Genomic DNA, 19,337 nt, shown 5'->3' on the forward strand with positions numbered 1-19,337 from the left:
CATCGAACAACTGCTGGTCGCTGGCGGACGACCGCTTCGCCTGAGTGGAGGGCCGGTGCGCAGCGCGCCTACAGCGAGGTGGGGTGACCACGAACAAAGCAAAAACCTCTGCCCGGACATCGCCCCGCGTGTCATCAGGGTGCGCCCTTTGGCACGTAGGGCATCGTAAAGAGAGAGTTGCCGTCTCGCGTGTGTGCGCTATACTAGACCCCACGCGGGTATCGCCAAGTGGTAAGGCATCAGCTTCCCAAGCTGACATTCGCGGGTTCGAGTCCCGTTACCCGCTCCAGTGAGAGCCAGGAGCCCGGCGCCATCGCGGTGCCGGGCTCTTTCCGTATATGTGCCGGGGCTCGAACCCGTTGGGGTCGCGAGGCTGAGGAAACGGCGCGAGCCGTTTCCCAGCGAGCGTGCGAGGGCGCGGAGCGCCCGAAGCTGCGGTCGCCGGAGGCGAACGCGAGTCCCTCATGCCCGCTCCAATGAGAGCCAGGAGCCCGGTGCCATCGCGGTACCGGGCTCTTTCCGTATATGCGGGACGAGGCGCCCGCTCTTCATCATCTGCGCCTCGCTCCACCGCGTAAATGCTGCGATACGGTGACAGCACACGTCCGGCGCTCCCCTGCGGGGCGCGTCCAAGTACAATAACGGTGTACCGTCGCGCGCGAACACACACAAAGGAGCCGCTATGATCGATCGCTACACGCGCCCCGAGATGGGCCATATCTTCTCGCTGGAGAACAAGTACGCCATCTGGCAGGAGATCGAGGTCCTGGCTTGCGAGGCCCAGGCGGAGCTCGGCAAGTGCGGCATCACCAAGGAGGAGGCCGCCTGGATCCGCGAGCACGCCGCGTTCGATCGCGCCGAGGTCGATGCCATCGAGGCCGTGACCAACCACGACGTCATCGCGTTCCTCACCAACATGGGCGAGCATATCGACGCCGACGTGCCCGAGGGGGACCCCAAGCCCAGCCGCTGGGTTCACTACGGCATGACCAGCTCCGACCTGGGTGACACCGCCCTGTGCTACCAGCTCGTCCAGGCGACCGACATCATCATCGAGGACGTGCGCAAGCTCGGCGAGATCTGCCGCCGCCGCGCGTTCGAGGAGCGCAACACGCTCTGCGTCGGCCGCACCCATGGCATCCACGCCGAACCCATGACCTTCGGTATGAAGTTCGGCAGCTGGGCTTGGGAGCTCAAGCGCGACCTCGACCGCCTGGTGGACGCCCGCAAGAACGTCGCCTTTGGAGCCATCTCCGGTGCGGTGGGCACGTACAGCTCCATCGATCCGTTTGTCGAGGAGTATGTCTGCAAGCACCTCGGTCTCGTTCACGATCCGCTGTCAACGCAGGTCATCTCGCGCGACCACCACGCGTACCTCGCCGGCGTGCTGGCCACCACCGCGGCGACCTGCGACCGCATCGCGACCGAGATCCGCAACCTGCAGAAGACCGACACCCTCGAGGCGGAAGAGCCGTTCCGCAAGGGGCAGAAGGGCAGCTCAGCCATGCCCCACAAGCGCAACCCCATCACGTTGGAGAAGGTCTGCGGCCTCTCTCGCGTCGTGAAGGCCAACGCCCAGGTCGCGTTCGACAACGTCGCGCTGTGGCATGAGCGTGACATCTCGCACAGCTCCGCTGAACGCGTGGCGCAGGCGGATAGTTTCATCGCGCTGGACCACATGCTCACGTGCCTCATCCGCATCGTTGACGGCCTCATCCTGTACCCGGCGCGCATGCAGGCGAACCTCGACCTCACCCGTGGGCTCATCTTCTCGTCCAAGGTGCTGCTCGCCCTGGTGGACACCGGCATCACGCGCGAGGACGCCTACAAGATCGTCCAGCGCAACTCCATGGCGGTGTGGGACGACGTGCACAACGCCGTCGACGGTCCCAACCTGCGCGAGCGCCTGGAGGCCGATCCCGAGTGCACGGTGAGCGCCGAGAAGCTCGACGAGATCTTCGATCCTTGGGACTTCCTCACCCGCATCGACAGCGTCTTCGACCGTCTGGAGCGTCTCTCCTTCGCGGAGTAGGCGCGCCCGCGCATCACCCATACGCGCGAGATGGCGCCCGCCCGTCCGCTTGCGACGGGCGGGCGCCGTTGCGCCGCCCCGCTTCACCGTGGGTATAATGGCGCACGACGCGAACGATAGGAGGCGTCGGCCGCTGCGTCCCCATGCAGCGGCTTCGTCTTGGGAGGAGAGCCATGCTCACGAACGATTTCAAGCCGCGCGGCGTCTGCTCGCGCAACATCCATGTCGAGCTGTCCGACGACGGCCGCACGATCGAGGCGGTCTCCTTCACGGGGGGCTGCGACGGCAACCTCAAGGCCATCTCGAAGCTCGTCTCCGGCATGGAGGTCGACGACGTCGTGCGTCTGCTGCAGGGCAACACCTGCGGCCCGCGCAAGACCTCGTGCGCAGATCAGCTGACCCGCGCCCTCCTCGAGACCGTTCAGATGGCCGCGCGATGAGGCTTTTCGGCCGCGACGGCATTTCTCGTCGGAGGTTTCTTGCCGGGTCTGCAGCCGCGACGGCGGTGACGGCGGCCTCGCTCGCCCTATCGGGATGCGGCGAGGGCAAGGAGGTCAAGGACACGTCGGGTCAGCCCCAGGTGGTGGATGACGCGTCCCAGATCATCGATGTGCTCGATGAGTACAAAGACGCGGACCTCTCTATCGCCCAGTCGGGCGAGTGGTCCTTGCCCCTCGGTACGCTTCTGTTCCACTGCGAGGGGTCGTGGTCGGCGGCCATGATGACGCCGGAGTCGGCGGCCTCTCCGAACAGCATCGGCGTCCTTTCGCTCGCGAACGGCAGGCTTCTGACGCTGATCGGCTCTCCGACGCTCGGCCGCGCGTACAGCTTCTTCGACGTGCGCTCCGCCTCCGGCGTGTTCTCATGGGTCGAGATCGAGTACGCGACCCTGTCGTGGACCCTGCTCGCCCGCAGCTTCGCAGACGGCTCGCTTTCCGGCGACGCGGTCGAGCTCGACCACGGTGACTCCGATTGGGAGCCTCCGTGCTTCACCTGCACGGGCTCCTCGGTAATTTGGCAGAAGATGCCCAGCACGTCGGGCTCGAAGACCTCGGAGAAAAGTCACTGCTACCGTTGGAGCGTCGGCGACGGTTCATCGAGTGAGGAGATATGGGAATCCCTGGGGCGCTTCGCGACCTCGCCGCGCGTTTCCGAAGGGGTCCTCACCATCGTGCCCCGCGTGCTGAACGACGAGGGGACCTACTACGGTATGACTGCCGTGGATCTGTCGAGCCCCAAGTTCACGAAGCTCGACCAGCTCGTGCTGCCTGCGGGCGTGCGTCCGTTCGAGGCGGTGTACATGGGGGATTCCTTCGCCTTCTCGATCGAGGCGAGCTATGACGGTGTGGGGAGCCTGGGGAACATGGGCACCTTCATCGGTCGAGAGGGAGGGCCGTATGCCTACCTCTCGCGCGAACCCGCCGCCTGCGTGGCGGGTAAGGGCACGCGCTACCTCATGAAGACCCGGGCGTCCCACTGCCTCATCGATACGGCCGAGCAGACGTATGCGCTGCTGGCCTGTCCCGATCGCGCGCTCGACTACGGCGACTACCCTGCGAGCGAGGGCGTGACCGACACGTTCGTGACCTACGCCGCGGTCAAAGACGACCAGGGTGTCCCGGCGAGCGTGACGGCTCGCGCCTTCACGCTCTAGACGTCCCGGTTGCCGCAGGGGAAGGGTCGGAATCCGAGCGCGGTCTGCGCATCGGCCCCTCGACCTTTCGTGCGGGCGGTGGTGCCGCTCGCGTCCTATTCGCAGCTTGGGGAGAGTTGGACGAGGGGTTGCGGCTCCGCATCGCCCGGCGTGATGCGCTTTTCCATCCACGTGATATCGAGCCAGCTGCCGAGTTTGTAGCCACAGGCGGCATGGGTGCCGCAGACGCGGTACCCATGCTTCTCGTGAAACGCGATGGACCCTTTGTTGCTCGAGGTGATGCACGCGATGCTCGTGCGGACGCCTTGAGCCTTCATGCACGCCTCGAGCGTGCCGAGAAGCGTCCCGCCCAGGCCGTTGCCCCGATGCTCCGCTGCGAGGTAGATCGATAGCTCGACAGACCAGGCATATGCCGGGCGCGAGCGGAACGGCCCATAGTACGCGTACCCCGCGATCGATCCGGTCTGCTCGTCGACGGCGACGAGGTAGGCGAACGAGGAGAGGCCCCGCTCGATGCGCGCGCGGAACTCCTCCACGCTGGGGACCTCCGTCTCGAAGCTCACCGTGGTGTCGGTGACGAAGGGTGCATAGATGGCGAGCAGTTCGCCGGCGTCATCGACCCGTGCGGGGCGGATCAGGTAGGGCATGGCATCTCTCCTACTAGAAATCGGCAGATATGGGAATAAGATATCGCACTCGTGCGCAACGGGGCGCCCCGTCCGGCGATGGTTACATTCCCCGGCGCGTCTCGTGCGCTAAAATGAACGGATAGAGCATTTACTCAGGAGATAGGGAGGCCGCCCATGGCTTCGGATGCAAGAAAGATCCTGCTGGTTGAGGATGAGAAGGCGATTCGCGATGCCGTGGCAGCCTACCTGGAGCGCGAGGGCTACTGGGTCGTCGGCGTGGGCGACGGCCAGTCGGCTGTCGAGGAGTTCGAGAAGCACCAGTTCGATCTGATCGTTCTGGACCTCATGCTTCCGAAGCTTTCCGGCGAGCGCGTGTGCCGCGCCATCCGCGACACCTCCGACGTGCCCATCATCATGCTTACCGCGAAGGGAGAGGTCGAGGATCGCATCATCGGTCTCGAGCTCGGTGCGGACGACTACCTGATCAAGCCGTTCTCCCCCCGCGAGCTGGTGGCCCGCGTGCGCGCCCTGTTCCGTCGCACTCACCTGGCCGACGAGCCGCAGGTCGAGGTGCTGGACTTCGGCGACCTGGTGATCGACATCTCCGGTCATAAGATCCTCGTGGAGGGCAAGGAAGTCGACCTGACCGCCTCCGAGTTCAAGCTCCTCACCACGCTCGCCCGTCATCCGGGCCGCGTGTACAACCGCATGGAGCTTGTGGAGAAAGTGCTCGGTTACGATTTCGAGGGCTATGAGCGCACGATCGACAGCCACGTGAAGAACCTGCGCGCCAAGCTCGGCGACGACCCGAAGAAGCCCAAGTGGCTGTACACGGTCCACGGCGTGGGATACCGCTTCGAGGCGCCCGCCGCGCCCGCGGCCGACGGGGGAAGCGCCCAGTAATGCTTCCCGCTCGGTTGGTCATCGATCAGAAGAACAAGCAGCAGAACGAGGCGAGTTCCCGCGCAAGCTGGAACACGCCTCGTTCCGATTCGCGGTCGGGCATGAGCTACGGCTCGCGCATGGCCGTCTCCTTTGCGCTGACGTCCCTCATGACGGTGCTGATTCTCGTATGCGTCGTGTCGGTCGTGTGGGGCAATGCGTTTTCCGACTACACGCGCGCCAACGTGACCGAGATCGCCCACATGGCGGCTTCCCAGCTCGCGGATGGGTACGAGCACGACGGTGGGACCTGGGACCTTGCGACCATCGCCGACCTCGCGGAGTCCGGCCTGGTCTCCGACGACATCGGGATCCAGGTTCTGGATGCATCGGGCAAGGTGGTGTACGACGACACCTGGCCCGCCGCAGCCCTTGCCGCCCAGATCAAGAAAAACGAAGAGCCATCGGGGAGCGAGGAATCCGAATCGGCGTCGGCCGAGGACGTCGCTCCCTCGCACTCGCTGATATCCAGCGCGCCGACCGATAAGGACGGTGCGGTGTCGGCCCCCATCAAGGATTCCTCCGACAGGACGGTCGGTTCGGTCCGGCTATGGATCTTGGGAAGCGATGCACTGCTCACCAAGGCGGATACGGTGTTCAAGGAGAAAACCTTCAACGCCATGTGGTTCGCCTCCGTGGCGGCCGTGTGCATCTCGCTGGTCATCGGCCTGGTGGTGTCCCGTCAGCTGGTTAAGCCTATCCGGCGCATCACGGGCACGGCGAAGCAGATCCGCGACGGCGACCTGTCGGCACGCACGGGCATGCGCGGCGACGACGAGATAGACCAGCTCGGAGAGACGTTCGACGAGATGGCGACCTCTCTTGAGAAGGATATGAAGCACGAGAAGCGGCTTACGTCCGATGTCGCCCATGAGCTCCGCACGCCGCTTATGGCCATGCTGGCGACGGTCGAGGCGATGCAGGACGGTGTGTACCCGACCGATGAGGAGCATCTCGAGACCGTCGCATCCGAGACGCGTCGCCTGGCGCGTCTGGTGCAGCAGATGCTCGACCTTTCGCGTATGGAGAATCGGGCGGCCCCCCTCAACCTCGAGCAGGTGGATATCTGCTCGCTCGTGCGCACGGTGGTCAACGCGCAGGAGCAGCTGTTCTGCCAGCGCGACCTAAGGCTCAGGTTCGCCGATGAGACCCAGGGGCGCAGCGCCGTCCTCGAAGTCGATCCCGATATGATCACGCAGGCGGTCATCAATCTCATGAGCAACGCCATGCGCTACACCCCTGAGGGAGGATGGGTCGTGGTCTCGGTCGCACAGGACCGCAAGCATGTGACGATCTCCGTTTCCGACACGGGGATCGGCATCGCGAAGGAGGACCTGTCGCGCATTTTCGGGCGCTTCTGGCGCGCTGATGCGAGTCGCGCCCGCGAGGCGGGCGGCCTCGGCGTCGGCCTCGCGGTGACGAAGCAGATCGTCGAGCGCCATCATGGATTCATATCAGTCGAGTCCGAGTTGGGCAAGGGAACTAATTTTTCGATACATCTTCCGCGCGAGCGGGTGGGCGAGTCGGTTTCTCCTACAATCAAGCACTAGCCGAAACGGCTGAAGACGACGGCGAAGGTGGCGGGACCTGGTGTCTCGCCGCCGCTCCGTCGGAAGGTGCTGCTCGAGGAGAGACGAGGCAGCGCGTCATCGCGATGTGAGGAGTTGAGCAAGATGGACATGATGGAACGGCGCCCGGATTCTCAGGGCAAGGTGCGCGATATATATGACGCCGGAGACAACCTGCTGATGGTCGCTTCGGATCGTATCTCCGCGTTCGACTACATCCTTCCGAACGAGATCGCGTACAAAGGCGAGGTGCTGAACCGCATTTCTGCATTCTGGTTCGACAAGTTCGCGGACCTGTGCCCGAACCACATGGTCTCCATCGATCCGGATCAGTTCCCGGAGGAGTTCTCCGAGTATCGCGATTACCTGGCCGGCCGCGCGATGCTCGTCCGCAAGGCGGAGCCTATTTTGATCGAGTGCATCGTGCGCGGCTACCTTACCGGCTCGAGTGAGAAGAACTACGAGGAGAGCGGAACCGTGTTCGGCATCAAGCTGCCGGAAGGCCTGCAGGAGGCCTCCAAGCTTCCCGAGCCGCTGTTCACGCCGACCACCAAGGCCGCCCTCGGCGGACACGACGAGAGCATCTCCTATGCCGAGTGCGAGAACCTGGTGGGTAGCGATATCGCGTCCCAGATTCGCGACCTGTCCATCAAGATTTACACCGCCGGCGCGGAGTACGCGGCCTCGCGAGGCATCATCATCGCCGATACGAAGTTTGAATTCGGGCTCATCGATGGTAAGGTGACCCTTATCGACGAGTGCATGACTCCCGATTCCAGCCGCTTCTGGCCCGCCGCCGAGTACGAGGTGGGCAAGACCCAGAATAGCTACGACAAGCAGTTCGTGCGAAACTGGCTGCTGGACCATTGGGACTTCGAGGGTGACGCCCCGGAGCTCCCGGCCGAGGTGCTCGACGGCACGTCGGCGCGATACCGTGAGGCTTTCGAGCTGATCTCAGGTGAGAAGTTCGTGTCCATGAAGGAGATTGAGTAAGTGAGTACCCGCAGTCCGATGAACAAGCGCACCCAGGCCGTCCAGGCAGGGGAGGTCGCCGGCTACAAGCGTAAGTCCGCCGGTTCGGTGAAACCTGCCCGCCAGGCCGCTGCATCCGTTCGCGTGGTCCCCGCTTCCGCGAAGGCGAAGCGAGAGCAGATCGAGCGCGGCGAGTCCCTTGAGGGCCTGACCCGCGAGGAGAAGCGCGCCCGCAAGCGCGAGCGTCGCATGCTCGAGGATAGGCTGTATGCCGCCTCGGGCGAGCTGCTGAAGGACGATCCGGATTACAAGCCCCGCCGTCGCTTCTTCTGGGTGCTGCTGGGCATCGGTCTGTTCGCGACCATCGCCGTTTGGGTCATGCTGTTCGTGGGCGATGCGAAGCAGGCCGGCGTTCCCGAGTATGTTCTGCTGGGCGTCGCGTACGCGGCGATCATCGCCTCGTTCATCTACGATCTGGTCCGCATTCGCCCGCTGCGCAACGATGCGCGCGCCCGTGCCGAGGGCATGTCCGACAAGAAGCTGGACGAGCTGCTCGAGGCCGCTGCCGCGAAGAGCGTGAAGAAGAAGTAGCGCGACGGAGCGCTTCGCGGAATGCGGACAGCTCAACATATGTGCAAGGGAGGGCGAGGTGCGGCTACGTGGGTCGCCCTCGCCCTTCATGTGGCAGCCCTGCCCGAAAGGGTCGGGGCGGCCGTTATTCTCGAGAGGACTGACGATGATCAGAAGCGATCTGACGGTGGAGGATGCCCGCGCGGGCATGAAGGCGCTCGCTCCCTCGATCGAGGGCTATGCGCGGCTCATCGTGCGCACCGGCGCGCACGTTAAGCCCGGGCAGGAGGTCGTGGTGCAGGCTCCGGTCGAGGCCGCGCCGTTCGCGCGCACCCTCACCGCGCAGGCGTATGAGGCGGGCGCGGGCCATGTAACGGTGATTTGGGGCGACGACGCGCTGACTCGCCTGGAGTACGAGAACGTGGAGACGGCGTATTTCGAGACCGTTCCGGAGTGGAAGCGCGTGCAGCTCGATTCCCTTGCGGAGGCGGGAGCGTGCTTCATCTTCCTCGAGGGGTCGGATCCCTCGGCGCTCGTGGGCATAGACCCCGCTAAGCCCGCGGCGGCGGGCAAGGCGCGCAACATGCAGTGCCGCAGGTTCCGCCGCGGCCTGGACTACAATATCAATCCCTGGTGCATAGCCGGCGTTCCCACCGCCGCCTGGGCCGAGCGCGTGTTCCCCGGCATTCCCGGCGAGGTCGCGGTGTATCGCCTGTGGGGAGCCGTTCTGTCCGCCGCCCGCGCCGACGGCGAGGACCCCGAGAGCTCATGGGAGCTGCATAACGCCACGTTCGAGAAGAACCTTCGCTTCCTGAACGAGCATCATTTCAAGGAGCTGCGCTATCGCGCCGGCAACGGCACGGACTTTTCCGTGGGCCTGACCGACCGTCATCTATGGGCGGGAGGCTGCTGCGAGACGCCTGACGGCCACTCGTTTTTCCCGAACATGCCGACCGAGGAAGTGTTCACCTCTCCGGATTGCGAGACGACCGAGGGTATCGTGTACTCGGCGATCCCTCTGATCCATCACGGCAACAAGGTGGACCGTTTCTGGATGAGGTTCGAGAAGGGGTCCGTGGTGGACTTCGGTGCCGAGCAGGGTTACGAGACGCTGAGAAGCATCCTCGACACCGATGAGGGGGCGCGCCGCCTGGGTGAGGTCGCGCTCATCTCGAAGAATACGCCGATCCGTGAGAGCGAGACCCTGTTCTACAGCACGCTGTACGACGAGAACGCGAGCTGCCACCTGGCGCTGGGAATCGGGTTCGCGGAGTGCTACGAGGGCGGCTACGACATGACCGTCGAGGAGCTGCGGGAGCACGGCGTGAACTCCTCGAGCACGCATGTTGACTTCATGATCGGCACGGACGACCTCAATATCACCGGCGTCTGCGATGACGGTATCGAGGTTCCCGTATTCGTAAACGGACAGTGGGGCTGGGAGTAGCCTGCGCTCTCCGCGAGCGCCCGGGCGTGGTACAATGCCACACGCGGGCCGTTAGCTCAGCTGGCAGAGCAGGGGACTTTTAATCCCAAGGTCTAGGGTTCGAACCCCTAACGGCCCACCCTTTTTGGATTGAGACGGCTCTCGAGGACGAGGGCCGTTTTTCATGTACGGGCGCCCGTTGCGCTCGCTGGGAGCGAGGAGGCCGCATGACGCGGGACGAGGCTTTGAGCGTTTTTGGACTTGATGCCGGCGCGAGCGCCTTCGAGGTCTCCGCGGCGTATCGCGAACTCGCCCAGATGCTGCATCCTGACAAATACGGCGACAACAAGCGCTTGCGTGCGCGTGCGGAGCAGCACATGCGCTCGCTCAACGAGGCACGTTCCGTGCTGACGGGCGGCCGTCCGCCCGTCGCGGGGTCCTCCCGCTCACATACCCCGGCGGACACTCCCGAGCAGATCGCCCTCGAGGCCGCAGCGCGCGCACGCGCCGCGGAGACCGCGAGGCTGGCGATCGTTGTGCAGCTGCGCACCCTGCGCGAGCGGCGGCGTGGATTTATGTCCCTGCTCGTGTTCTCGGCTGCGGCGATGCTCATATGTTCCAGGCTTCGTGGTACAGTTGCCATGCTCGGGTTTTCCGTATCATCGATGCTGGTGATTTGGGGAGCGGCCGATACGATCGCGCTGGGGAACCAGATTTCCGTGCTTCGCCGGCGCTCGCTCGAGCTGATGAAGACACGTGATGCAGCGCGCGATATCGCGCGCCAGGCGCGCGACCTGTGAGGAACGGCGGCGCGCAGGCGAGAGGAACCGAGCCATGGACGATACTATGCAGAACCCCGGCGCTGTTTCGCCCGAGCTCGATGAGATGGTCGGGCGGCTGCTCGACAACATGCTCGGATCGCTTGCGGCAGGTGAGGACCCGGGTGTCGCGATCGTCGTCGAGGATGCCGGCGCGCATGCATATGAAGCGCTCTTCTGCGACGATGGCGCCGAGCAGTGCCTTGAGGCGGCGACCGCGTTCGTCGCCGAGCACACGGGCGGCGTCCCCGACGAGGGCGTGGCGCGCGTCGAGCGTTATGCCATCGCCTATGCGGGATGTGTGCAGCTCGATGGCGTGTACGAGGACGCTGTCCTCGTGAGTTTCTGCGAGCGCTCGATGCCGTGCGGGTATTCGGCGTTTGTCGCCTTCCACGGCATGGGCCAAGGAGACGACTTTATGTGGAGCGACCCTGAACCTGCAGGTGAGGAGCCTTCGCTCTTCTAAGGTCGTTTACAATCTATGGGCGTTTTGCACCGATTACCGAATATTTGCGCGTGCCCGCCGATTCCGCGCCCGCACGTTGCCTGAGGGATACGAGAAGGACGGGAAGACCCATGCGAGTAGAGAACCTGAGGAACATTGCCATCATCGCCCACGTCGACCACGGCAAGACCACCATGGTCGACAAGCTGCTGCGCGCCACGGACGCGTTCCGCGCCAATCAGCAGGTCGAGGATCGCGTGCTCGACTCCAACGACCAGGAGCGAGAGCGCGGCATCACCATTCTCGCCAAGAACATCTCCATCGAGTACAAGGGCATCAAGATCAACGTCCTCGACACCCCCGGCCACGCCGACTTCGGCGGCGAGGTCGAGCGCGTGCTGCGCATGGCCGACGGCGCCCTGCTGCTCGTCGACGCCTTCGAGGGCCCCATGCCGCAGACCCGCTTCGTGCTGCGTCACGCTATCGACACCGGCCTCAAGATCATGATCGTCATCAACAAGATCGACCGTCCTGGCGCCGAGCCCGAGCGCGCGTTCAACGACTGCCTCGACCTCATGGCCGACCTCGGTGCGTCTGACGACCAGCTCGAGTTCGCGATGGAGCACGTCGTCTACGCCTCCGGTGTGAACGGCTACGCGCGCCTCGATCCCGAGGACGGCAACATGGACATGTACCCGTTGCTCGACATGATCGTCGACGAGCTTCCCGCGCCCGACGTCGACGTCGACGGCCCGCTCGCCATGCAGTGCGTCACCATCGACCACTCCAACTTCGTGGGCCGCATCGGCATCGGCCGCGTGTACTCCGGCACGATCCACCAGGGCGACAGCATCCTGGTGGTCAAGAACGGCGGCGAGCGTTCGATGGCGACGGTCAAGCAGCTCTTCACGTTTGACTACCTGGGCCGCACCGAGTGCTCGGAGGTCGGCGCCGGCGATATCGCCGCCGTGGTCGGTGTCGACTCCACCGATATCGGCGACGTCTACACCGACCCCGAGAACCCCGTCGAGCTCGATCCCATCGAGATCGATCCGCCGACCCTTTCCATCGTTTTCGAGGCTTCGACGTCTCCGCTGGTCGGACGCGATGGCGACATCGTCGGCGCACGCCAGCTCAAGGAGCGCCTGTTCACCGAGGGCGAGAACAACGTGACCATGCGCATCGAGGAGCTTCCCGACAAGAGCGGCATAGAGGTTTCCGGCCGCGGCATCCTGCATCTTTCCGTTCTCATGGAGACGCTGCGCCGCGAGGGCTACGAGTTCCAGGTTGGCCGCCCGCGCGTCCTCTTCAAGAAGGACGATGCCGGCAACACGATTGAGCCTATCGAGCAGGCTGTCGTCGAGTGCCCGGACACCTATGCCGGCAAGGTCATCGAGGTGTTCGGAAACGCCGGCGGCACCATGACCGACATGCAGCCCGGCAGCACCGTCACCCATATCGAGTTCCGCATCCCCACGCGCGGCATCATGGGTCTCAAGAACCGCGTGCTCAACGTTACCCACGGCGAGGGCGTGTTCTACCACACCTTCCTGGAGTACGGCCCTTACGCAGGGGAGATCGGTGGGCGCAAGAACGGCGCCATGATCTCCATGACCACCGAGAAGGCCGTCGCCTACGCGCTGGGTACGTTGCAGGAGCGAGGGAGCCTGTTCGTCGAGCCCGGCACCGAGTGCTACGAGGGCATGCTCGTGGGTGAGCGCAACCAGCCCGGTGATATGGTCGTCAACATCGCGCGCACCAAGAACCTGGGCAACCAGCGTTCGTCCACCTCGGATATCTCCGTGCAGCTGGTTCCGCCCCGCACGTTCTCCCTCGAGGAGGCGCTTGAGTATATCATCGATGACGAGCTCGTCGAGGTCACGCCCAAGAATATCCGTCTGCGCAAACGCCTGCTCAACGCGATCGACCGCAAGAAGGCTGCCGCCCGCGCGATGAACGCCAAGTAAGCCGCCTTTCGTAGAGTTCCGCCGCGAAAGCGAAGCGAGGCCCCATCGTCCCTGCGATGATGGGGTCTTTTTTGCGTTGCGCGGATGGGCAAGTCCCCAGCGGGGTTAAAAGTGGGTTGGTAAACTATGCGTCGCGGTGAGGGTGGCACGAAACCGCGTCGAGTCGGTATCGCAGAGGGTCTGTAAAACGCGTGTATACGCGAGGATCGGCGTGTTTGCCCTCCAGATGCCCGGAATCGTCTCGAAAAACAAGGGTTTCATATATAGAAACCCACTATATGGCGGATGCGGATACCGACTCGACGCGATTTCTGACCAGCTTGGCCGCATGCCGCGCCGGCAGTTGGGCAATCGGGGCGTCATGAGTCGGATTATGTGCAGGACAGTTGCAGGAATATGCATATCGACATCCGGTGCGGGGTCCTGCGCCGTGGATGGGCATCGCGCGCGACGGGTTTTGCGGAGCGGGCGCCTCTTGCGGTGGGGACGGCCTTCTTCGCGCGTGTCGGTTTGCAACGAGACCGACTCCCTCGCCCGCTCTCTGCGGTTTTGTCCGTTGCATGGCCGTACAGAAATGTAAGCTTGCCCTCATCGGGAATTCATCTCGGGACGGTATTCTCGACAGACCGTAGAAAAGGAGTCCTGATGGTCGGTCCGCACCTCATTCGAAACGCGCTGTCGGCGGTGCGCCGCGCTTCGACCGCATCGCTCGTCGCGATCGCCGTCGTGGCGGTGGCATGTGCGTTCACCCTTGCCTATCGGTATGTTCAGGAGCGTCGCGGCGTGGGTGCGGTCGCCTCGCCGTCGCTGCCGACCGAGGTGTTCGCAGAGGAGATGCCGCCGACCGGATCGTTTACGGCCCGACTCGACTACACGTGTTTCGGGGTGCCGGGCTCGGGAGAGGTGTCATCGGACGTCTTTTGGGACGATGCCTGGTTCTTCTCCGATCCCAGCAGCTACAATCACGGCATCGCCCGGGCGGCATCCGTTCTCTCGGCGCTCGCCTACTCCGAGTCGGAATACTACAAGGAGGGAAGCGACAGCCCCGCCTATATGGAGCATGCGCTTGCGGGCCTGGGATTCACGCAGGTGGACAGTTCGTCCTATCGCTACCGGAGCGAGGTCGTCGACGAGGTTCTCGACATGGTGACCGATGAGTCGGACGGCGTCGCCTACACGGTTGCGACCAAGAGGATCGCAGACGGGGAGGGTCGCGAGCGCACGCTCATCGCGGTGGCGGTTCGAGGGAGCTACGGCTCGGAATGGCTGAGCAACTTCGACGTGGCCGGCTCGACGGAGGGCGCCTCCGCAGAGGAGCTCGAGCTGCGCCGCTCGCAGGACCATGCGGGATACAAGCGCGCCGCCGCCGAGGTCGAGGAAGCGGTGAGGGCGCGCCTTGCCGCCGCGGAGGTGAACGGGGAGGAGGCCTCGGTGCTGCTCTGCGGCCATAGCCGCGGCGGGGCGGTCGCGGGCCTCGTCGCCGCAATGCTCGACGATGAGGCGGCGCGGGGCGATCGCTCCGTTTCCGCCGACTCGGTGTTCGCCTACACGTTCGCGTCCCCGCGCACGACGATGAGCGTCGAGAACGACCGCGCGCGCTACGGGAACATCTTCAATATCCTGAACCCCGCCGACCCCGTGACGCGCCTTCCTCTCGAGAGCTGGGGTTACGCCCGCTATGGCGTTGACCTGACGCTGCCGTCCGTGGACGATGAGGGGTTTGCTGAGCGCTACGCGGCGTTCGAGGGCCGCATCGGCACCCTCACCGGCGAGGGGAGCCCGTACGTTCCGGAGACCAAGCGCACGCTCGATACGGTTATCGAGGAGATGTCGGCGGCGGTGGAGACTCCCGCGGAGCTGGTGACGCCATCGGGTGCGGCCAGGCTCGCGGCGACCCTGGTGACGCGCATAGACCCGCTCACCGTGCTCGGTGGACATTACCCGAGCGTCTATATCGCCTGGATGCAGGAACTCGACGCGAACGACCTGGTGTTGGCCTCCGCGGTCTAGGGGCTCCGGCCTTGCTCCTGAGCGGTGCCGCATCTTGACTGCGGGCCCCAACGATGGGCGCGTCGGGGAGGGGGGCGCGCCAAAAGGGTACGTCCCTTTTGGCACGCGGGAGGGCTGTCGCGGTCCGTAGGCCTGTAGCCCCCGCTACCGCTCGAGCACCGCCACGGTCTCGATATGCGGGGTGTGCGGGAACATGTCGACCGGCGTGAGGCGGGTGAGCTTCCATCCGCGTCGGGCGAGATGCTCGATATCCCGAACCTGCGTGGAGGGCCCGCAGCTCACGTACACGATGCGCCGCGGGCCGAGGGCGCAGGCGGCTTCGAGGAACTCAGGCGTGGAGCCAGCCCGCGGCGGGTCGATGGAGAGCACGTCGATGCGCTCTCCGCGCCGGGCCGCCTCGACCATGAAGGCCGTGGCGTCCTGCGCGACGAAGCGGCAATGTTCCGAGAGGTCGTTGAGCCGGGCGTTGCGCTTCGCGTCGCGGATGCCCGCCTGGTTGCGCTCGACGCCGATGAGCTCCACGTCCGCGCCGTCAGAGCGCGCCTGCGCAGCTGCGGCGATTCCGATGGTGCCGCTGCCGCAATAGGCGTCCATGAGGACGTCGCCGTCGCGAAGCTCCATGCCGTCGATGGCGAGGCGGTAGAGCGTTTCGGTCTGCTGGGGGTTGGTCTGGTAGAACGCTCCGGGCGAGATGGCGAACGTGCATCCGAGCAGCTCGTCGACCATGTGGTCGGTGCCGTCAAGGATGCGCGTCTCGTTGCCTAGGATGGCGTTGCCGGGGCGCGGGTTGACGTTTTGGGCTATGCAGACGATGCGCGGGTCGAGCGCGCGGAGCGCCGCGACGAACTCGGCCCGGCGCGGGATCTCGCGCCGGGACGTGACGACGGTGAGCATCGCCTCGTCGCGCTTCCAGCCCATACGCAGGACGGCGTAGCGGAGGAGGCCGCGCCGCCGGTCCTCGTCGTATGCCGGGATGCCCAGGCGCTCCGCCGCCGCGGCGACCCCGTTCAAGATCGCCCGCGATCCGTCCGCCTCGACGATGCAGGACCCGACGGGAACGATGGCATGCGTTCCGCGGGAGAAGAACCCGCAGCGGACCGCGCCGCAGGCCCCGGGCGCGAAGGGCGTCGACGCCTTGTGCCGGAACGCGCGTGGAGCGGGGATGGCCCCGGTATCTCCACCGATCCCGCCCATGCCGACGATGGGGTCCACGGTCACATCCCAGCGGTTGCGTTCGATGAGCTCGGCGAAGAGGTCCTGCGACGCCTCCTGCTTGAGCGCGAGCTGCTTGCGGTAGGGCAAGCCGAGCCAGGCGCAGCCCCCGCATGCGTCCATGATGGGGCATGGGCCGTCCGTGCGCGGGCGCTTCCTCTTCCCGGGATGCGCGCCGTCCGCTCCCGGCTTCATGCGCCTGCGGTCGCCGACGCGCCTGTCGCCGCTGGCGGCGGCATGGCGCCCGCCGCCCTTTCCGCCCGTGCCGCGGCGCTTGCGCTCCCGCGAAGGATCGGGCTGCTGGTTGCTGTTTTTCTGAGAGGCCATGGGTGTTCGCGCTCCGGGGTGCCGCGCGGGCTGGCGGCGTCGTGGTTCGTGCGGGTCAAGGATACCATGCGTCCGTTCTCGCCCCGGTTTGCACATGGTGGGAACCCGCCTCTTTGGCACCTCGCAACTCCCGGCTGCCCGCATCGCCGCTTGCGCGCAAGGCCGTTTCGGTCGGCATGCTTTGATAGGATGGAACGAGTGCCGGCGGCGCGCGGCCGCGGGACGGGATGAAAGCGGTGCATCATGGCAGACAACGTCGTCAAACTCCCTCTTTTCGCCAAGGTGAGGGCGCTCAAGGCCCTGCCCGGATTCGAGCGGGGCCGCACGTTCGCTCTCACGGATGCCATAGCCCCGCAGCCGGAGGGCGGCATGGGCTACCTGGTCGAGGTCCTCGCTCCCCGGCGTGCGCGCATCATAGCCTGGCTTGCGCTCGGAGGCGCCATCTTCGCCTGCGACGAGCCCCTTGCGGCGCGGCCCGACCGAGCGGGCGACGGCGGGATCACCAGGTACGACGATGACAAGCTCGGGTTCTACGTTCGCGATGGCGGGCGAACCTCCATCGTCGGGCGCTTCTCCCAGCGGGAGGCCGATGGGCGCTTCACCGTGACCTCGGCGCAGCGCGACATGGGGCCCTATGGTACGGGGGCCTACGATATCGACGAGATGGGCGCCGCCTGCTTCCTGGTCAACTGGGTCGCCCCGCGCGAGAACGGGGAGGAGCTCACCACGACCACCGTCGGCGACCTGCTCGACGAGCTCCTGCAGGCGCCCTATCCGGATGCCCTGGATGTGCTGGCGTTTCGCGGACAGGGCGAGCAGGCGACCCCCTTCGAGCGGTTCGCGGCGCAGTCCTTGACCGATGCGGGCGCCGAGTACGTCCGCCCGATCGCCGCGGCGCACGAGGTGGACCTGCGGCGCCTGAGCTCGACCGGCCTGTTCTGGACCGGGTGCGACAAGAGCGACCTGGTCGACCGCGAGCTGGACACCCTGCAGGCGGTCGAGGGAGCGCTCAACCGCCTCGTGTTTCTTGAGCGCTATCTCGGCGCGGACTCGTCCCCGGCGATCTGCGGCCTCTCCATGGAGCAGTGCGAGCGCGCCGCCATGTCGGCGCTGATCGATTTCGCCGCCGTCGCCGCGGACCTGCCGAGAACCTGCGAGCGCCCGAGCGACTACACCTCCATCGCGGGCGCGACGGCGTCCCGCGGCGGCGAGTGGGACGTGCGCACCCGTTTCGCCGCGGCCGCGGAGCGCCTGCGCGCCCCCTTCGGCTTCGACTACGACTTCGACTGCGACGCCCGCGGCGGCGTGTTCTCCATCCAGGCGACGGTGCCTGTGGCCTCGGCGTTCCCCGTCGATGGGGAGGCTGCCCGCAACGATGCGCGCACCGCCTATGCGCTGCGTCTCGCCATGGTGCTCGCCGCGGCGGCGTTCGGCTCGAGCGTCGGCATCGTCCGCGCGGTCGTGACCGTGCGCGAGCGCGAGCTCGGTGGCTCCGCGATCGCATCGATCGAGTTCGGCCGGCAGCCCTTCACGATGGTGACGACGCCGCACATCCAGTCCGGCGACATCCTGGCCGCCGACGTGCCCGTCGACGGAATCATCGAGATGCTCTCGCCGCGCGCCCTGCGCCTCGAGCGCGCCGAAGACGGGTGCCTGGCGACCATCGAGCCGATATCGGTCGACCTGCCGGACCGCTCTGCCAAGATGGCCGACGACGGTCGTCCGCTCCCTGCCGCCCTCGTCGGCCCGCTGCGGGCGGACAGGGCTTCGGACCTCGATATATTCTCCGCGGCAGACGACCCGCTCCGCGATCGCTACCACGAGGTGACGGCGCATATCGAGGACGGGGGGTCCAGCGTCGCGAGGGACGTCGCGGACATCGTGGACGCCTACGACGCCGCCGACGCGCTGCAGGATTCCGACGCGCGCCCGCTCTACTGCGTCAACATGGTCGCGCGCGTCATGGCGGGCAGGCTCGAAGGCGACGAGGCGACGAGGTACCGGAAGCTTCCCGACACGGCGTTCGATGCGCGCTCGACGCTTTGCCGCCTGCTGCGCGACCAGGGGGACGGTCAGGCCGCGCTCCGGATCGCCGAGCAGCTGGTCGAGCTCGCCCCCACATCGTTCACCGCGTATCACTCGCTCGCAATGACCTATCGGGAGCTCGACCGCGGCGAGGACGCCGTCCGCGCGCTCATCGAGGGCCTCAAGGTCGCCGTCGCGCCCACCGATATCGCGGCGGGCTACTACCGTTTGGGCTTCCTGCTTTGGCAGGCGGGCGATGCCGCCCTCGGGCTCGCGTGCTACGCGCTCGTGCCGCGCGGCACCTACTTCTACGGGGAGGCCCAGGTCGAGATGGGCGACCTCATGCGCGGGGCCCATATCTCCCATGCGCCCTCGGCGGACGATGCCCGCGGTGCGCTCCGCTCCGCGGGGATCCCGGTCGCCCCGGTGCCCGCGACCGTCGAGGCGGCCGCGTCGGCGGCCATCGGGCTGGTCGACGCCGGATTTTTCGACGCTGCGGGCGCGCTGGTGCACTTCCTCGCGACGACCGGCGTCGCGCCGAACAGCCGCGATGTCCTCCCCGCCGTCCTGCGGTCGCTCTCGTAGCCCCGCCCTTTACCGCGCGCGAGTGTGCGCTGGGCGATATGCGGCTTTGCGGCGGGCGCTCGATGGGTAGGCTCGGGGCATACGGCTGTCGTGCGGGGTTGCACAAGGCGCCCCGTCACGCGTTTTCGGCGCGCGTCGCTGCGTGCCGGGAAAGG

General features: G+C 66.0%; 15 protein-coding genes and 2 tRNA genes. 15 read left to right on the top strand and 2 right to left on the bottom strand.

The features are described from left to right. Window positions 1–214: 214 nt before the first annotated feature. From BQ7355_RS02530 to BQ7355_RS02545, 4 genes are all read left to right on the top strand, one after another. Window positions 215–289, top strand: a tRNA-Gly gene (locus BQ7355_RS02530). A 393-nt stretch (window positions 290–682) separates the two neighbouring features. Beyond that, the gene (purB, locus tag BQ7355_RS02535) at window positions 683–2,032 is read left to right on the top strand and encodes an adenylosuccinate lyase (RefSeq protein ID WP_072414797.1); all 1,350 of its coding nucleotides are present in this window, start codon (window positions 683–685) and stop codon (window positions 2,030–2,032) included. 173 nt (window positions 2,033–2,205) lie between these two features. Next, window positions 2,206–2,472 carry a TIGR03905 family TSCPD domain-containing protein gene (locus BQ7355_RS02540; RefSeq protein ID WP_072414798.1) on the top strand — a complete coding sequence of 89 codons (267 nt, stop codon included), beginning with the start codon at window positions 2,206–2,208 and terminating at the stop codon, window positions 2,470–2,472. Next, window positions 2,469–3,686, top strand: a complete 1,218-nt coding sequence (locus BQ7355_RS02545) for a hypothetical protein (RefSeq protein WP_072414799.1) — start codon at window positions 2,469–2,471, stop codon at window positions 3,684–3,686. Before BQ7355_RS02540 ends, BQ7355_RS02545 begins: the two co-directional genes overlap by 4 nt. 95 nt (window positions 3,687–3,781) lie before the next feature. Here BQ7355_RS02545 and BQ7355_RS02550 read toward each other — a convergent pair whose 3' ends face one another. Beyond that, the gene (locus BQ7355_RS02550) at window positions 3,782–4,333 is read right to left on the bottom strand and encodes a GNAT family N-acetyltransferase (protein WP_072414800.1); all 552 of its coding nucleotides are present in this window, start codon (window positions 4,331–4,333) and stop codon (window positions 3,782–3,784) included. A gap of 156 nt (window positions 4,334–4,489) precedes the next feature. On the opposite strand from BQ7355_RS02550, the gene BQ7355_RS02555 reads away from it, so the two are divergent. The 10 genes from BQ7355_RS02555 (at window position 4,490) to BQ7355_RS02600 (ending at window position 15,033) form a co-directional block, all read left to right on the top strand. Beyond that, entirely contained in the window at window positions 4,490–5,218 is a 729-nt protein-coding gene (locus tag BQ7355_RS02555; protein WP_072414801.1) for a response regulator transcription factor, read from the top strand. Continuing rightward, a complete protein-coding gene (locus BQ7355_RS02560; RefSeq protein WP_072414802.1) occupies window positions 5,218–6,807 on the top strand; it encodes a sensor histidine kinase in 1,590 nt (529 codons plus the stop codon). The genes BQ7355_RS02555 and BQ7355_RS02560 overlap by 1 nt, the downstream gene beginning before the upstream one ends. 123 nt (window positions 6,808–6,930) lie before the next feature. Next, a complete protein-coding gene (locus tag BQ7355_RS02565; protein ID WP_072414803.1) occupies window positions 6,931–7,818 on the top strand; it encodes a phosphoribosylaminoimidazolesuccinocarboxamide synthase in 888 nt (295 codons plus the stop codon). Next, window positions 7,819–8,388 carry a hypothetical protein gene (locus BQ7355_RS02570; protein ID WP_072414804.1) on the top strand — a complete coding sequence of 190 codons (570 nt, stop codon included), beginning with the start codon at window positions 7,819–7,821 and terminating at the stop codon, window positions 8,386–8,388. It abuts the gene before it with no gap. Between the two features lie 145 nt (window positions 8,389–8,533). Then, window positions 8,534–9,814: an aminopeptidase gene (locus BQ7355_RS02575; RefSeq protein WP_072414805.1), complete on the top strand. Its 1,281-nt coding sequence runs from the start codon at window positions 8,534–8,536 to the stop codon at window positions 9,812–9,814. Between the two features lie 45 nt (window positions 9,815–9,859). Beyond that, window positions 9,860–9,932: transfer RNA gene (locus tag BQ7355_RS02580), tRNA-Lys, on the top strand. Window positions 9,933–10,020: 88 nt separating this feature from the next. Continuing rightward, window positions 10,021–10,593: a J domain-containing protein gene (locus tag BQ7355_RS02585; protein WP_072414806.1), complete on the top strand. Its 573-nt coding sequence runs from the start codon at window positions 10,021–10,023 to the stop codon at window positions 10,591–10,593. Between the two features lie 34 nt (window positions 10,594–10,627). After that, entirely contained in the window at window positions 10,628–11,077 is a 450-nt protein-coding gene (locus BQ7355_RS02590) for a hypothetical protein (RefSeq protein ID WP_072414807.1), read from the top strand. 110 nt (window positions 11,078–11,187) lie between these two features. Beyond that, entirely contained in the window at window positions 11,188–13,023 is a 1,836-nt protein-coding gene (gene typA, locus BQ7355_RS02595) for a translational GTPase TypA (RefSeq protein ID WP_072414808.1), read from the top strand. A gap of 645 nt (window positions 13,024–13,668) precedes the next feature. Continuing rightward, window positions 13,669–15,033, top strand: a complete 1,365-nt coding sequence (locus BQ7355_RS02600; protein WP_072414809.1) for a lipase family protein — start codon at window positions 13,669–13,671, stop codon at window positions 15,031–15,033. 144 nt (window positions 15,034–15,177) lie between these two features. On the opposite strand, the gene rlmD is transcribed toward BQ7355_RS02600, so the two are convergent. Further along, window positions 15,178–16,572: a 23S rRNA (uracil(1939)-C(5))-methyltransferase RlmD gene (gene rlmD / locus BQ7355_RS02605; protein WP_083581487.1), complete on the bottom strand. Its 1,395-nt coding sequence runs from the start codon at window positions 16,570–16,572 to the stop codon at window positions 15,178–15,180. A gap of 243 nt (window positions 16,573–16,815) precedes the next feature. Between rlmD and BQ7355_RS02610 the strand changes: the two genes are divergently transcribed. Continuing rightward, entirely contained in the window at window positions 16,816–19,182 is a 2,367-nt protein-coding gene (locus BQ7355_RS02610; RefSeq protein WP_072414810.1) for a tetratricopeptide repeat protein, read from the top strand. The last annotated feature ends 155 nt before the right edge of the window (window positions 19,183–19,337 follow it).

Source organism: Collinsella phocaeensis (assembly GCF_900119895.1).
Classification (GTDB): Bacteria; Actinomycetota; Coriobacteriia; order Coriobacteriales; family Coriobacteriaceae; genus Collinsella; species Collinsella phocaeensis.